Here is a 15,555-nt window from a genome sequence, read left to right on the forward strand (position 1 = left end):
TGCCAGACGCTGGCGGTTCAGGTTATCGCACGCACGGGGCTGGTTAACCTGCCAGACGCTGGCCGGTCAGGCCACCGCGCCGCGCGCGTGAAACTGCCTGCGCCACGCGGTGGGCGTGGTGCCCAGCTGCTGGCGAAAGTGATGGCGCAGCGCGCCGGCGGAGCCGAAGCCGGCCTGTTCCGCCACCCGGTCAATGCTCAGCCCGCTGCCTTCCAGCAGGGCGCAGGCTCTCTCCAGCCGCACCTTCAGCATCCACTCGCCCGGCGTGGTGCCGGTGGCGTCCTGAAAACGGCGCAGGAAGGTGCGGCGACTCATGCCCGCGCGCGCGGCCAGCTGCTCAATCACCCTCGGCGTGTTGAGATGGCTGCGCAGATCGTCCAGCAGCGGGGCCAGCGTTTTCGGTGACTTTGCCACCGGCTGCTGCAAAAACTGCGGCTGGCTGCCTTCGCGCAGCGGCGGCGTCACCATCCGCCGCGCGGTGCGGTTGGCTACGTCAATGCCGTAGTCGCGGCGGATCAGGTACAGGCACAGGTCAACGCCGGCCGCGCCGCCGGCCGAGGTGATAATGCTGCCCTCATCGACGTAAATCATCCCGTGCTCCACCTGCACGCGGGGGAAGCGCTGCGCCAGCACCTCGGTGCTGTTCCAGTGGGCGGTGGCCCGTTTGCCGTCCAGCAGACCGGCGGCCGCCAGCACAAAGCTGCCCGCACAGATGGCGACGATGCGGCTGCCCGCCCGGTGCGCCTGCTGCAGCGCGGCGATCAGCGGGGCGGGGGGCGTATCGTGGATGCTGCGCCAGCCGGGTATCACGATGGTGCCGGCCCCGGCCAGCTGCTCCAGCCCGCCGTCGACCATCACCCGCACGCCGCCCTGCGCGGCGAACGCCCGCTCTTCCGCTGCGGCCACGCACAGCTCATACAGCGGCGCGCCGGTGACCTCATCGGCGCGGCCAAAGGCCTCTACCGCCGTACCAAATTCAAAGGTGCACAGGCACTCATAGGTCAGTAACACCAGCCGCCGGTTAAGCGGGGCAGGGAAACAGGCGGGCTGCGGGCGGGCGGACGGGAAGGTTGTCATCTCGCGAATCATCGTCAGGTTGGCATAATCTTGACGATACATGGCATACCCGCGCATTTCCACCGCGCCGCGAATCTTTCATGCTGGCAGCCTGTTTTCGTTTCCAGGATTGTATGATGAAAAATATGTTGGCTCTGATCGCCGTCTGTCTGGCGGCGCTGATGTCGGGGCTGGAGATCTCCAGCGTGCCGGTGATCTCGCCGGTGCTGGAGCAGCAGCTGCACGCCAGCTTCCGCGAGCTACAGTGGGTGATGAACGCCTACACGCTGGCCTGCACCACGGTGCTGATGGCGACCGGCACGCTGGCCGACCGCTTTGGCCGCAGGCGGGTGTTTATGATCGCCATAGCGGCGTTCGGCCTGACCTCGCTGCTGTGCGGGCTGGCCGGCAGCGTCGGCTGGCTGATCGTCGGCCGCTTCCTGCAGGGGCTGAGCGGCGGCGCGATGCTGACCTGCCTGATCGCCATCCTCGCCACCCAGTTCCCTGAGGGCCGTGCGCGCAGCCGGGCGTTTGCCGCCTGGGGGATCACCTTCGGCCTCGGGCTGGGCTTTGGTCCGATCGTTGGCGCGCTGCTGGTGGCGTGGTTCAGCTGGCAGTGGGTGTTTCTGGTGCATGTGTTTATCGCCGTGGTCACGCTGCTGCTGGCGGCGAAAAACGTTGTGGAGTCGCGCGACGCCCAGGCGCAAAAGCTCGATCTCGCCGGGCTGCTGACCCTGTCGCTGACGGTGATGGGGGCCACTTACCTGATTACCCAGGGCAGCAGCCTCGGCTGGCAGAGCGCTTACGCCTGGGGGATTTTGCTGCTGACGGCGGTCAGCGGGCTGGCGTTTATCCGCATTGAACGGCGGCATCCGCACCCGATGTTCGACTTCAGCGTGTTCCGCATTCGCCGCTTTTCCGGCGCGCTGATGGGCTCGGTGGGGATGAACTTCAGCTTCTGGCCGCTGATGATCTATCTGCCGATCTGGTATCAGAGCGGGCAGGGGTACGGCAACGTGGAGACCGGGCTGGCGCTGCTGGCCTATACGCTGCCGACGCTGCTGATGCCGCCGCTGGGCGAGAAGCTCACCGCCCGCTACGGCGCTGAGAAGACCATCCCGCTGGGCCTGTTCGCCATCGCCGTCGGCTTTATGCTGATGTACCTCGCCGTCGCGCTGCAGCTCAGCCTGCTGCCGGGGGCGCTGATCGCCGGCGCGGCGCTGGGGCTGACCAATACGCCGGTCACCAACACCACTACCGGCTCGGTGCCCGGCGACCGCGCCGGCATGGCCTCGGGCATTGATATCAGCGCCCGGCTGATCACCCTGGCGGTCAATATCGCGCTGATGGGCAGCCTGCTGGTGGCCGGGATTAACGCCAGCCTGCGGCGGACGCTGCCGGAGGTCGGGGATGCCGCCGCGCTGGCGGAGCGTATCGCCGGTGGTGCGGTGGTCGCTCTCCCGCAAGGGGTTGCCAGCCGGGCGCTGGCTGACGGTTTTAGCGGCCTGCTGCTGTATGGGGCCGTCGGCGTCGCGGCGCTGGCGCTGGCCAGCACGCTGCTGTTCAGCTGGCGGGTGAACAAGCTGAACAGCAGCGGTCAGTCTCCACAAGATGAAGCTCGACCGATTCGCTCAACGGCCTGTGAGGATAATGCAGCCGGTTAACAGCATCGTCTGCGGAATAAAGATCGGCTCGCTCAACGGCGTGTGGGGATAACGCCGTCGGTTAACAGCATCGTCTGCGGGATAAAGATCGGCTCGCTTAACGGCGTGTGAGGATAACGCCGCCGCGTAACAGGACAGCATGCTGTAATAAAAAAAACGGGGGGAACCGCGCGGCACAGGCCGGGCTGCTCCTCCCGTCAGGTCACCGGACGGAACCGTACGGTGCAGGGAAGGGCGTGATGCCTTCAGGCGGAGAGATTACTTCGCGCCGTCGGTTTTTGCAGCGGCAGGTTTGCGGCGCTTACCAATGTTCTTGGTGTCGCGGTGACGCTCCTTAACGCGCGGCTTCTCTTCCGCTTTCTTCTTGTCTTTCTCTTGCTGGCGTTTGGCCTGTACTTTCTTCGACGGCTTGCCCTGCAGCTTTTCGCTCGGCGCGCGGGTCACCGGGCGCAGCTCATCAACGGTACGCGACTTCAGCGGCTCGTTGATGTAGCGGCTGATTTTGCCGAGCAGCAGCTGATCGTGCGCTTCCACCAGTGAAATTGCGATGCCTTTCTTACCGGCGCGGCCGGTACGGCCGATGCGGTGCAGGTAGACGTCGGCGGTCAGCGGCAAATCGAAGTTGAACACGTGGCTGACGTCATCGATATCGATGCCGCGTGAGGCGATATCGGTGGCGACCAGCACGTTAACCCGGCCATCTTCCACGCGTTTGATCGCTTCGTTACGCTTGGCCTGCACCAGCTCCCCTTCCAGGTAGCTGTTGTTGATGCCGGCCTCGCGCAGCACGCCGCACAGCTCGTGCACCCGCTCGCGCTTACGCACGAAGATCACCGAACGGGTCACTTCCTCCTGCTTCAGCAGGTGCAGCAGCAGCGCGACTTTGTGTTTGTAGTCATCCGCGCGGTAGTACCACTGCTGGATCTTCTTACGTTCGCGGCGCGCCGGGTCGGCTTCGATCTCAACCGGTTCTTTCAGGATGCGCTCGGCAAAGTCTTTGATCGCTTCGCCTTCCAGCGTGGCGGAGAACAGCAGGGTCTGCTTGCGCCAGCGGGTTTCGGCCGAAATGGTTTCGATATCCTGGGCGAAGCCCATGTCCAGCATGCGGTCCGCTTCATCAAGGATCAGCGTTTCAACCGCGCGGCAGTCAAAGTTCTCTTCCTTAATGTACTGCAGCAGGCGTCCGGTGGTGGCGACCACGATATCCTGGTTCTCGCTGAACACTTCGGCGTGGTTCATATAGGCCACGCCGCCGGTGATGGTGGCGATATCCACATGGGTATTTTTCGCCAGCGCGCGCGCGTCATCGGCGACCTGCATCGCCAGTTCGCGGGTCGGAACCAGGATCAGAATGCGCGGCGGGCCGGATTTTTTACGCGGGAAGTCGATCAGGTGCTGCAGCGCGGGCAGCAGATAGGCCGCGGTTTTGCCTGTACCGGTTGGTGCCGAACCCAGAACGTCGCGACCCTCCAGTGCTGGCGGGATCGCCGCGGCCTGAATGGCAGTAGGGCGTGTGAAGCCTTTTTCCTGCAGGGCTTCCAGCAGGCTCTCGTCGAGTTCGAGTTCGGAAAAAGTGGTTACAGTCATGGTCTTCCTCAGTTTGGGGCGCTGATTATAGACAGATTGAACGCGATCTTCATCTGTTTGTCGCGGGTTAATGACTTTTCCTTCGCCGCAGATTGTCCTATGCTAGCGCCGTTTCTCTTTCAGGTCAGTCAAATGTCTCCACAGAAAGCCGCGCTGCGCGCTAACGGTTTCACCTTTAAACAATTTTTTATCGCCCACGATCGCTGTGCTATGAAGGTCGGCACCGAGGGCGTGCTGCTCGGTGCCTGGGCACCGGTGGCCGGCGTGCAGCGGGTGCTGGATATTGGCTCCGGCAGCGGGCTGATCGCGCTGATGCTGGCGCAGCGTACCGCCGCCGACGTGCAGATCGATGCGGTTGAGCTGGATCCGGCCGCCGCCGGGCAGGCGCAGGAGAACGTTGCCGCCTCGCCGTGGCCGTCGCGGGTCAGCGTGCATCAGGCGGATATCCTCAGCTGGGCGCAGCAGTGCGCGCATCGCTATTCGCTGATCGTCAGCAATCCGCCTTACTTTACGCCGGGGTCGGCCTGCGCCAGCGACGAGCGCGCCGCCGCCCGCTCGACCACCACGCTGACCCATGAGGCGCTGTTGACCTGCGCCGAGAACCTGATCGCCGAAGAGGGGTTTTTCTGCGTGGTGCTGCCGGAAGACGCCGGCAGCCGTCTGGTGGCGCTGGCGCAGCAGCGCGGCTGGCACCTGCGTTTTCGCACCGACGTGGCGGATAACGACACCCGCCCGCCGAACCGCGTGCTGCTGGCGCTGTCACCTACTCCCGGCGAACAGCTGCTGGACCGCATGACCATCCGCGGCGCGGATAACCACTATTCTGAGGCGCACTGCAGCCTGACCCGCGACTTCTATCTGTTTCGCTGATCGGGGCTAAGAATGGTCGGGCTGATGTCGTCGAGCGTGGCGGGGTAGTCGAGGGTAAAGTGCAGCCCGCGGCTCTCCTTGCGGGCCAGCGCACAGCGCACCATCAGCTCCGCCACCTGCACCAGATTGCGCAGCTCCAGCAGGTTGTTAGAGATGCGGAAATGGGCGTAATACTCGTCGATTTCATGCTGCAGCAGGGCGATGCGCCGCAGCGCGCGCTCCAGCCGCCGGGTGGTACGCACGATGCCGACGTAGTCCCACATAAACAGCCGCAGCTCGTGCCAGTTATGCTGAAGAACCACCCGCTCGTCGGCGTTCTCTACCTGGCTCTCATCCCACGCGGGCAGGTCGCTGACCAGCGGCGTCTCGGCCAGCCGCTGGCCGATATCCTCCGCCGCCGACCAGCCGTACACCAGGCACTCCAGCAGCGAGTTGGAGGCCAGCCGGTTCGCGCCGTGCAGCCCGGTATAGCTCACCTCGCCGATCGCATACAGCCCGTTAACGTCGCTGCGCCCGCGCCGGTCGACCATCACCCCGCCGCAGGTGTAGTGGGCGGCGGGCACGATCGGGATCGGCTGGCGGGTGAGATCGAAGCCCAGCGTCAGCAGCTTTTCACAGATGGTCGGGAAGTGGGCGCGGATAAAGTCCGCCGGCTGGTGGCTGATATCCAGATACATGCAGTCGGCACCCAGCCGCTTCATCTCATGATCGATGGCACGCGCCACGATATCGCGCGGGGCCAGCTCGCCGCGCGGGTCAAACTCCGGCATAAAGCGCGTGCCGTCCGGGCGCAGCAGCCGCGCCCCCTCGCCGCGCAGCGCCTCGGTCAGCAGGAAGTTGCGCGCCTCGGGGTGGAACAGGCAGGTGGGGTGAAACTGATTAAATTCCAGGTTGGCCACCCGGCAGCCGGCGCGCCACGCCATGGCGATGCCGTCGCCGGAGGCGACGTCCGGATTAGTGCTGTACTGATAGACGTTGGCAGCGCCGCCGGTGGCCAGCACCACCGCCCGCGCCGCGCAGCGCTCGACCACTTCCAGATTACGGTTCCACACCCACGCGCCGACCACCCGCCGCTCACCGGGCAGGCCGAGTTTATCGGAGACGATCAGGTCGACGGCGTTGCTGCGCTCCAGCACGCGAATATTCGGGTGGCTTAACGCCTGGCTGACCAGGGTAGTTTCCACTGCTCTGCCGGTAGCGTCGGCGCTGTGCAGGATGCGGCGGTGGCTGTGCCCGCCCTCGCGGGTCAGATGGTAGAGTGACGGGGCGTTCTCGGTCATATCCCGGTCAAAGGGCACGCCGCGGTCGATCAGCCACTGCACACAGTGGCGCGCGTTGCCGGCAATAAACGCCACCGCTTCGCGTTCGCACAGCCCGTCTCCGGCGATCAGCGTGTCCTCAACGTGGGACTCAATGCTGTCGGTTTCATCAAACACCGCCGCAATTCCGCCCTGCGCGTAGAGGGTTGAGCCTTCGCTGAGCGGCCCCTTACTCAGCACGGTCACCTGGTGGCGTTCCGCCAGGCGCAGCGCCAGCGACAGCCCGGCCGCGCCGCTGCCAATAATCAGTACGTCACAGCAGTATTCAGAGGTCTGGGTCATGTTGTTTAATTTACTAAACAGGTTGTTTGCTGAGCATAACACCCATTGTGGCGCGGGAACATGGCTTTTTTTTCAGCAGTCACCCCGCCGTTTCAGGGCGTGGCACAGCCTCGCCCCGGCAAAACGGCTGCAGAATGCTATTATCTGCTGAGTGACGTTTACTATGGTGAACCGTGGTAAATCAACAAGATTAGAGGGTGAAAAATGGGGCCTGTTGCGTTACTCTGCGGCGTCAATGCCACGCCTGCTCCCCACCGGGTGCGGGGTGAAGCGCAGCAGTGGCCAGCAGAACGGCTAAAATGCATAAAAAAGTCAGCCCTTCTGCAAAAGCGCACCTGTGGCATCACAAAAATAATGGCGTAACGGAACTAACCAGAGATACCTGACTCAAAACCCCTGCTTGCTCGAAAAAAAAGATAGTGGGTTTACACTGGGAGTTCAGTTACGCGTGGAAAATGATTTGGGGAGACCTTACCTCGGATGAGCGAGCAGATAACGGATCAGGTCCTCGTTGAACGGGTACAAAAAGGCGATCAGAAGGCATTCAATTTACTGGTAATCCGTTACCAGCATAAGGTAGCCAGTCTGGTTTCCCGCTATGTTCCCTCAGGAGATGTACCTGACGTAGTTCAGGAGTCGTTTATTAAGGCCTATCGCGCGCTGGAGTCGTTCCGGGGTGATAGCGCTTTCTATACCTGGCTCTACCGGATTGCCGTCAACACGGCCAAAAATTACCTGGTTGCCCAGGGCCGCCGCCCGCCGTCCAGCGATGTCGATGCGATCGACGCTGAAAACTTTGAAAGTGCGGGGGCACTGAAAGAAATTTCGAACCCTGAGAACTTAATGTTGTCAGAAGAGCTGAGACAAATTGTTTTTCGTACCATCGAGTCTCTACCCGAAGATTTGCGTATGGCGATTACCCTGCGCGAGCTTGATGGTCTCAGCTATGAAGAGATAGCCGTTATCATGGACTGCCCGGTAGGCACCGTACGTTCACGAATCTTTCGGGCCCGTGAAGCTATCGATAATAAAATTCAACCGCTTATCCAACGCTAGCGATAGCGGACACAGGAAGGGTATTGAGGCATGCAGAAAGAACAACTTTCCGCTCTGATGGACGGTGAGAGCGTTGATAACCAGCTGCTGGCTGAATTATCACAAGACGCATCACTCCAAAAAAATTGGGAAAGCTATCATCTGATCCGCGATACACTCCGCGGTGATGTGCCACAGCTGCTCAATTTTGATATCGCTGACCGCGTGATGGCAGCAATCGAGCAAGAACCTGCACAGCGCATTACGCATCTGATTGCGGAAGAGCAGCCGAAGCCGGCTGAAGCTGCCGCAATGCCATTCTGGGGACGCGTTCGCCCGTGGGCGGCACAAATTACTCAGGTTGGCCTGGCGGCCTGCGTGTCGCTGGCGGTGATCGTTGGCGTGCAGCAGTACAATAAGCCGGTGCAGCAGTCTGCGGACACCCCGGCGTTTAACACCCTGCCGATCATGGGCCAGGCCTCGCCGGTCAGCCTTGGCGTGCCGGCGGATAACGCCATCAGCAGCGGGGCTAACCAGCAGGTGCAGGACCAGCGCCGCCGCGTCAATGCGCTGCTGCAGGATTACGAACTGCAGCGCCGCCTGCACGCTGACCAGCTGAAGCTAGATCAAAACCCTGAACAGCAGGCCGCTGCCCAGGTCCCTGGTAATCAGTCGTTAGGAATGCAGCAGCAGTAATGAAGCAACTTTTGTGTGCCGTCAGCCTGCTGGCTGGTGGCCTGATTTACTCTACTGTCGCCCCGGCGCAAACCGCGCCTGCGGCGCTGTTACAGCAGATGGAACAGGCCAGCCAGTCCCTCAGTTATGAATTCGCCTATATCAACGTTTCCCGCCTGGGGATCGAATCTCTGCGCTATCGCCATGCGGTAATCGGCAATAAAACCTACGCCCAGCTGCTGCAGATGGATGATGAGCGTCGTGAGATCATACAGCGCGGTAGCGAAATCAGCTATTTTGAACCGGGGCTGGAGCCCTTCACCATGACCGGCGACCACATCGTGGATTCTCTGCCGGCGCTGGTGTATGCCGATTTTCAGAAGCTGGCCGCCAGCTACGATTTTGTGCCGGTTGGCCGTATGCGCATGGCTGACCAGCTGTGTGAGATGATCCGCATCGTCTCGCGCGACGGCACCCAGTACGGCTACATGGTGTGGCTGGACAGCGACACTAAGCTGCCACTGCGCATCGACCTGCTGGATCGCGACGGCGAAACCCTCGAACAGTACCGGGTGATCAGCTTCGCCGTCGACCAGGGCGTCAGTAAGGCGATGGCCGGGCTGGAAACCGCGCAGATGCCGCCGGTGCTGGCGGTACCGGCCGGCAGCCAGGTGAAGTTCAACTGGCAGACCGGCTGGCTGCCCGCCGGCATGAAACAGGTGGCGCAGAACCGCCGCCAGCTGCCGTCGCTGAACCGTCCGGTGGAGTCGCGTCTCTACTCTGACGGCCTGTTCAGCTTCTCGGTGAACGTCACCATGGCCGATAAAAACAGCGCACCGCAGCAATTGCGCACCGGGCGTCGTACGGTGCAGACGGTTGTGCGTAATAATGCGGAGATCACCGTGGTCGGCGAACTGCCGCCGGCCACGGCCAAACGCATCGCTGACAGCATTACTTTAGGTACCGCACCATGATGAGAGAATGGGCCACGGTGGTTTCGTGGCAAAACGGCGTCGCCACGTTGCACTCCGAAATAAAAACCTCCTGCAGCAGCTGCTCTGCCCGTAAAGGTTGCGGTAGCCATATGCTCAACAAGCTGGGGCCGAAAAACGCCCACGTGATGACCGTGGCCAGCGCCGAGCCGCTGATCCCTGGCCAGCGAATCGAACTGGGCATTGCCGAAGCCAGCCTGCTCAGCTCCGCGCTGCTGGTCTATATGACACCTCTGCTGGGGCTGTTTATCGTCGCCGGCCTGTTCCAGCTGCTGTTTCACAGCGATCTGGCGGCGGCCAGCGGCGCGCTGCTGGGTGGCACGGGCGGCTTTATCGTCGCCAGAGGTATCTCCGGCCTGCTTGGCCGGGCCGCCGCTTACCAGCCGGTGATCCTCAGCGTCGCGCTGCCGCCGGATGCGATTAGCGTCATCACCGATGCCTGAGTTCGCGCGGTGTCTCCGGTTGCTCATCGCTGCCGCAGACACCGCACCCAGGTCAGACATTTCGCTCCAGTCATTTACACCGCTGCATCACGGCTTCCTGAACCGATCCCACAGCGACGCATCGCGATACTCTCGTTTGCCGTACTGTTTCCACCCCGTTGATATGTCGTGGAGAAGTTACCTTGTATTCTTTCGCCTGGGTGGCTAACAGTGTAAGATGCGACACATATTATTGGTGGGGTCATCGTAATCGATCGCGGTATGAGCCCATAGCGCTACCCACCATGCGAATTTCAACATTTCCTGATGCGAAAAAATCCATATAAATGAAGCACATAAGAAACTTTTCAATCATCGCGCACATCGACCACGGTAAATCCACGCTCTCCGACCGTCTGATTCAGATTTGCGGTGGCCTGAGCGAACGTGAAATGGCTGCACAGGTTCTGGATTCAATGGATTTAGAACGCGAGCGCGGCATCACCATCAAAGCGCAAAGCGTGACCCTCGATTATCACGCGCAGAACGGTGAAACTTACCAGCTCAATTTTATCGACACCCCAGGCCACGTGGACTTCTCCTATGAAGTGTCCCGTTCGCTGGCGGCCTGCGAAGGCGCGCTGCTGGTGGTGGATGCCGGGCAGGGCGTGGAAGCGCAGACCCTGGCAAACTGCTACACCGCGATGGAAATGGATCTGGAAGTGGTGCCGGTTCTGAACAAAATTGACCTGCCGGCGGCCGATCCCGATCGTGCGGCGCAGGAAATTGAAGATATTGTCGGCATTGATGCTACCGACGCGGTGCGTTGCTCGGCGAAAACCGGCGTTGGCGTGCCTGACGTGCTGGAGCGCCTGGTGCGCGACATCCCGCCGCCGGAAGGCGATCCTGAAGGCCCGCTGCAGGCGCTGATTATCGACTCCTGGTTCGATAACTACCTGGGCGTAGTGTCGCTGGTGCGTATAAAGAACGGTACCCTGCGCAAGGGCGAAAAAATTAAGGTAATGAGTACCGGTCAGACCTATAACGCTGACCGTCTGGGCATCTTCACGCCGAAGCGCGTTGATACCGACGTGCTGAACTGCGGCGAAGTGGGCTGGCTGGTCTGTGCGATCAAAGACATCCTCGGCGCGCCGGTCGGTGATACGCTGACCCTGGCACGTAACCCGGCGGAAAAAGCGCTGCCAGGCTTCAAAAAAGTGAAGCCGCAGGTTTACGCCGGCCTGTTCCCGATCAGCTCTGACGATTACGAAGCCTTCCGCGACGCGCTCGGCAAGCTGAGCCTCAACGACGCCTCACTGTTCTACGAGCCGGAAAGCTCCACCGCGCTGGGCTTCGGCTTCCGCTGTGGCTTCCTCGGCCTGCTGCACATGGAGATCATCCAGGAGCGTCTGGAGCGCGAGTACGACCTGGAGCTGATCACCACCGCACCGACCGTGGTCTACGAAGTTGAAACCACCGACGGTGCCGTGGTCTACGTTGACAGCCCGGGCAAACTGCCGGCGCTGAACAGCATCCTTGAGCTGCGCGAGCCGATCGCCGAGTGTCATATGCTGCTGCCGCAGGAGTTCCTCGGCAACGTGATCACCCTGTGTATCGAAAAACGCGGCGTGCAGACCAACATGGTTTACCACGGTAACCAGGTGGCGCTGACCTATGAAATCCCGATGGCCGAAGTGGTGCTCGACTTCTTTGACCGTCTGAAGTCCACCTCACGCGGTTACGCGTCGCTGGACTACAATTTCAAACGCTTCCAGGCCTCTGATATGGTGCGCGTCGACGTGCTGATCAACAGCGAGCGCGTGGATGCGCTGGCGCTGATCACCCACCGTGACAACTCGCAGTACCGTGGCCGTGAACTGGTAGAGAAGATGAAAGAGCTGATCCCACGCCAGCAGTTTGATATTGCAATTCAGGCAGCGATCGGCGCACACATCATTGCCCGTTCTACCGTAAAACAGCTGCGTAAAAACGTGCTGGCCAAGTGCTACGGCGGCGACGTCAGCCGTAAGAAAAAGCTGCTGCAGAAGCAGAAAGACGGTAAGAAGCGCATGAAGCAGGTGGGTAACGTTGAGCTGCCGCAGGAAGCGTTCCTTGCCATTCTGCACGTGGGTAAAGAGAGTAAATAAGGCCCGTTTGGGGCCGTGAGGGAACTGGAATGGCTAATATGTTCGCCCTGATTCTGGCGATAGCGACGTTGATCACCGGTATTATCTGGTGCGTGGATAAGTTCAAATGGGCACCGGCTCGTCGCGCGAAACGCGCGGCGGCGCAGACTGCCGGCGAAGAGCAGAGCAAGGCTGATAAACAGCCGGGCTGGGTGGAAACCGCCGCGTCGGTTTTCCCGGTGCTGTTCTTTGTGTTTATCGTGCGCTCTTTTGCTTATGAGCCTTTCCAGATCCCGTCCGGTTCGATGATGCCGACGCTGCTGATCGGCGACTTTATCCTGGTGGAGAAGTACGCTTACGGCATTAAAGATCCAATTACCCAGACCACGCTGATCCCAACCGGGCATCCTAAGCGCGGCGATATCGCGGTATTTAAATACCCGAAAGACCCAAGCGTGGACTACATTAAGCGGGTGATCGGCCTGCCGGGCGACCGGGTGACTTACGATCCGCTGAGCAAAACGGTGTCAATCGCTCCGGGTTGTACCACAAGCGCCAGCTGCACCAGCGCACTTGCGGTCACTTACTCAGACGTTGAGCCGAGCGACTTTATCCAGACCTTCAACGGTTACGGCGGCAATGAATCCGGCAACGGGTTCTTCCAGAAGCCACAGGGTGAAACCCTGCAGGGCGGCCTGCGTTTAGCCACCCGCAATGAAACCCTGGGCGACGTGACGCACCGTATTCTGCTGGTCACCCAGGCGCCAAGCCAGCCGGGTGCTTATTACCAGCAGCCGGGACAGCCGCAGTCGAGCTGGGTGGTGCCCGAAGGCATGTACTTCATGATGGGTGACAACCGCGATAACAGCGCGGACAGCCGTTACTGGGGCTTTGTGCCGGAGCGTAATCTGGTCGGTAAGGCTACCGCGATCTGGATGAGTTTCGAAAAACAGGAAGGTGAATGGCCGACCGGCGTCCGTCTCAGCCGGATTGGTGGTATTCACTAACCGCCTGCCGCCTGCGGGCGGCAAACGATATTTAACGGTTGGCTTCCCGAACGGGGAGCCACTGCACACGAAACAGATTGTGTTGGTCCCGACGCTCAGCCCTGTTCCGTGTGCAGCATAATTGACGCATTCAGAAATTGGTAACGCATGAACCCCATCGTAATTAACAAGCTCCAGCGTAAGCTGGGCTACACTTTTACTCATCAGGACCTGTTACAGCAGGCGCTCACCCACCGCAGCGCCAGCAGTAAGCATAACGAAAGACTGGAATTCCTCGGCGATTCGATTTTGAGTTACGTCATTGCTAACGCGCTCTATCACCGTTTTCCCCGCGTGGATGAAGGCGATATGAGCCGCATGCGTGCCACGCTGGTGCGTGGTAACACGCTGGCTGAGATGGCACGGGAATTTGACCTTGGCGAGTGTCTGCGCCTGGGACCGGGCGAGCTGAAAAGCGGCGGCTACCGTCGTGAATCGATTCTGGCTGACACCGTGGAGGCGCTGATCGGTGGCGTCTTCCTCGACAGTGACATCCAGACCATCGAGCAACTGATCCTCAGCTGGTACGCCAGCCGTCTGGAGCAGATCAGCCCGGGAGATAAGCAAAAGGATCCAAAAACGCGTCTGCAGGAGTTTCTGCAGGGTCGCCATCTGCCGCTGCCCTCCTATCTGGTGGTGCAGGTGCGTGGCGAAGCGCACGATCAGGAATTTACTATTCACTGCCAGGTGAGCGGTATGGCAGATCCGGTGGTGGGCACCGGATCCAGCCGTCGCAAAGCTGAGCAGGCAGCGGCCGAACAGGCGCTGATTAAGCTGGGAATTGAATGAACGAACAAACTACCCATTGCGGCTTTATTGCTATCGTCGGCCGCCCGAACGTCGGTAAATCGACCTTACTGAACCAGTTACTGGGTCAGAAGATTTCTATTACCTCGCGCAAGCCGCAGACCACGCGTCACCGCATTATGGGCATCCATACGGAAGGGGCGTATCAGGCGATCTACGTCGATACCCCCGGCCTGCATATGGAAGAAAAAAGGGCGATCAACCGCCTGATGAACCGCGCCGCCAGCAGCTCGATCGGCGACGTCGAGCTGGTGATCTTCGTGGTTGAAGGCACCCGCTGGACTCCGGACGACGAGATGGTGCTGAACAAGCTGAAAGATGGCAAAGTGCCGGTGCTGCTGGCGATCAACAAGGTCGACAACATCACTGATAAAAGCATTCTGCTGCCGCACCTGCAGTTCCTCAGCGAGCAGATGAACTTTATGGACGTGGTGCCGATCTCTGCCGAGAAGGGCAACAACGTCGATACCATCGCCAGCATTGTGCGCAAGCTGCTGCCGGCCGCGGAGCACCACTTCCCGGAAGAGTACGTGACCGACCGTTCGCAGCGCTTTATGGCCTCGGAGATCATCCGCGAGAAACTGATGCGCTTCCTCGGTGCCGAGCTGCCGTATTCGGTGACGGTTGAGATCGAGCAGTTCGTCAGCAACGAGCGCGGCGGCTACGATATCAACGGCCTGATCCTCGTGGAGCGCGAAGGTCAGAAGAAGATGGTGATTGGCAACAAAGGGGCCAAAATCAAAACCATCGGGATTGAAGCCCGTCGCGATATGGAAGAGATGTTCGAGGCGAAAGTGCACCTTGAGCTGTGGGTGAAAGTGAAGTCGGGCTGGGCGGATGATGAACGCGCCTTACGCAGCCTGGGCTACACCGACGACCTCTGAGCCTGATGGACGGCTGGCAACGCGCCTTTGTCCTGCACTCGCGGCCATGGAGCGAAACCAGCCTGCTGCTCGATCTGTTCTCTGAGCAGCATGGCCGGGTACGGGTGCTGGCGAAAGGCGCCCGATCCAAACGCTCCAGCCTGAAAGGGGCGTTACAGCCGTTTACGCCGCTGCTGGTCCGCTGGGGCGGCCGCGGTGAAGTCAAAACGCTGCGCGGTGCCGAACCGGTATCGCTGGCGCTGCCGCTCAGCGGCACCACGCTCTACTGCGGCCTCTACGTTAACGAGCTGCTCTCCCGCGTGCTGGAGCACGAAACCGCCTTCAGCGAACTGTTCTTCGACTACCTGCACTGCATCCAGGCGCTGGCCGCCACGGCCGATTCGCCCGAACCCGCTTTACGCCGTTTTGAACTGGCGATGCTTGGCCACCTTGGCTACGGCGTCGACTTTCTGCACTGCGCCGGTAGCGGCGAGGAAGTGGCCGACGGTATGACCTACAGCTACCGCGAAGAGAAGGGCTTCATCGCCAGCCTGGTAACCGGCCACCGCAGCTTTACCGGCCGGCAGCTGCGCGCGCTGTGGCAGCGCGAATTTCCTGACGCCGATACCCTGCGCGCCGCCAAACGCTTCACCCGCATGGCGCTGAAACCTTACCTGGGCGGGCGGCCGCTGAAAAGTACCGAACTGTTCCGCCAGTTTGTGCCGAAAAAACGCGCGGCCGCTGCACCATCCGGCGACGAATAGGCGCAGGTCATACCCCTGTCCGCGCTGAACGTTGTACACTGCTGCAA

General features: G+C 61.0%; 14 protein-coding genes. 11 read left to right on the forward strand and 3 right to left on the reverse strand.

The features are described 5' to 3' along the window. Positions 1–66: 66 nt before the first annotated feature. Positions 67–1,077: a helix-turn-helix domain-containing protein gene (locus ASF13_RS16645; protein ID WP_056239690.1), complete on the reverse strand. Its 1,011-nt coding sequence runs from the start codon at positions 1,075–1,077 to the stop codon at positions 67–69. Positions 1,078–1,193: 116 nt separating this feature from the next. On the opposite strand from ASF13_RS16645, the gene ASF13_RS16650 reads away from it, so the two are divergent. Next, positions 1,194–2,720 (forward strand): MFS transporter, encoded by a 1,527-nt coding sequence (locus tag ASF13_RS16650; RefSeq protein WP_056238785.1) that lies wholly within the window; start codon positions 1,194–1,196, stop codon positions 2,718–2,720. Positions 2,721–2,978: 258 nt separating this feature from the next. Here ASF13_RS16650 and srmB read toward each other — a convergent pair whose 3' ends face one another. Continuing rightward, positions 2,979–4,307: an ATP-dependent RNA helicase SrmB gene (gene srmB / locus ASF13_RS16655; RefSeq protein ID WP_056238790.1), complete on the reverse strand. Its 1,329-nt coding sequence runs from the start codon at positions 4,305–4,307 to the stop codon at positions 2,979–2,981. 132 nt (positions 4,308–4,439) lie between these two features. On the opposite strand from srmB, the gene ASF13_RS16660 reads away from it, so the two are divergent. Then, positions 4,440–5,177 (forward strand): tRNA1(Val) (adenine(37)-N6)-methyltransferase, encoded by a 738-nt coding sequence (locus tag ASF13_RS16660; RefSeq protein WP_056238792.1) that lies wholly within the window; start codon positions 4,440–4,442, stop codon positions 5,175–5,177. Here the strand turns inward: ASF13_RS16660 and nadB are convergent. Beyond that, the gene (gene nadB, locus ASF13_RS16665; protein WP_056238793.1) at positions 5,162–6,778 is read right to left on the reverse strand and encodes an L-aspartate oxidase; all 1,617 of its coding nucleotides are present in this window, start codon (positions 6,776–6,778) and stop codon (positions 5,162–5,164) included. The two genes, ASF13_RS16660 and nadB, sit on opposite strands and share 16 nt — an antisense overlap. A gap of 480 nt (positions 6,779–7,258) precedes the next feature. Here nadB and rpoE point away from each other — a divergent pair, with 480 nt between their 5' ends. The 9 genes from rpoE to recO all read left to right on the forward strand — a co-directional run bounded on the left by rpoE (position 7,259) and on the right by recO (position 15,508). Continuing rightward, a complete protein-coding gene (gene rpoE, locus ASF13_RS16670) occupies positions 7,259–7,834 on the forward strand; it encodes an RNA polymerase sigma factor RpoE (protein ID WP_056238795.1) in 576 nt (191 codons plus the stop codon). Between the two features lie 30 nt (positions 7,835–7,864). Then, complete coding sequence (gene rseA, locus ASF13_RS16675; protein WP_056238798.1) at positions 7,865–8,509, forward strand: anti-sigma-E factor RseA; 645 nt, start codon at positions 7,865–7,867, stop codon at positions 8,507–8,509. Then, positions 8,509–9,462, forward strand: coding sequence for a sigma-E factor regulatory protein RseB (gene rseB, locus ASF13_RS16680; RefSeq protein WP_056238805.1), 954 nt, complete (start codon positions 8,509–8,511; stop codon positions 9,460–9,462). Before rseA ends, rseB begins: the two co-directional genes overlap by 1 nt. Beyond that, entirely contained in the window at positions 9,459–9,923 is a 465-nt protein-coding gene (gene rseC, locus ASF13_RS16685) for a SoxR-reducing system protein RseC (protein ID WP_056238808.1), read from the forward strand. Before rseB ends, rseC begins: the two co-directional genes overlap by 4 nt. A 326-nt stretch (positions 9,924–10,249) precedes the next feature. Then, entirely contained in the window at positions 10,250–12,049 is a 1,800-nt protein-coding gene (gene lepA, locus ASF13_RS16690) for a translation elongation factor 4 (RefSeq protein WP_056238811.1), read from the forward strand. Between the two features lie 29 nt (positions 12,050–12,078). Continuing rightward, positions 12,079–13,035: a signal peptidase I gene (gene lepB, locus ASF13_RS16695; RefSeq protein WP_056238814.1), complete on the forward strand. Its 957-nt coding sequence runs from the start codon at positions 12,079–12,081 to the stop codon at positions 13,033–13,035. Positions 13,036–13,182: 147 nt separating this feature from the next. After that, positions 13,183–13,863, forward strand: a complete 681-nt coding sequence (gene rnc / locus ASF13_RS16700) for a ribonuclease III (protein WP_056238818.1) — start codon at positions 13,183–13,185, stop codon at positions 13,861–13,863. Next, positions 13,860–14,765, forward strand: coding sequence for a GTPase Era (era, locus tag ASF13_RS16705; protein ID WP_056238822.1), 906 nt, complete (start codon positions 13,860–13,862; stop codon positions 14,763–14,765). Before rnc ends, era begins: the two co-directional genes overlap by 4 nt. A 5-nt stretch (positions 14,766–14,770) precedes the next feature. After that, the gene (recO, locus tag ASF13_RS16710) at positions 14,771–15,508 is read left to right on the forward strand and encodes a DNA repair protein RecO (RefSeq protein ID WP_056238824.1); all 738 of its coding nucleotides are present in this window, start codon (positions 14,771–14,773) and stop codon (positions 15,506–15,508) included. Positions 15,509–15,555: the final 47 nt, after the last annotated feature.

It is taken from the genome of Erwinia sp. Leaf53 (genome assembly GCF_001422605.1).
Taxonomy (GTDB): Bacteria; Pseudomonadota; Gammaproteobacteria; order Enterobacterales; family Enterobacteriaceae; genus Erwinia.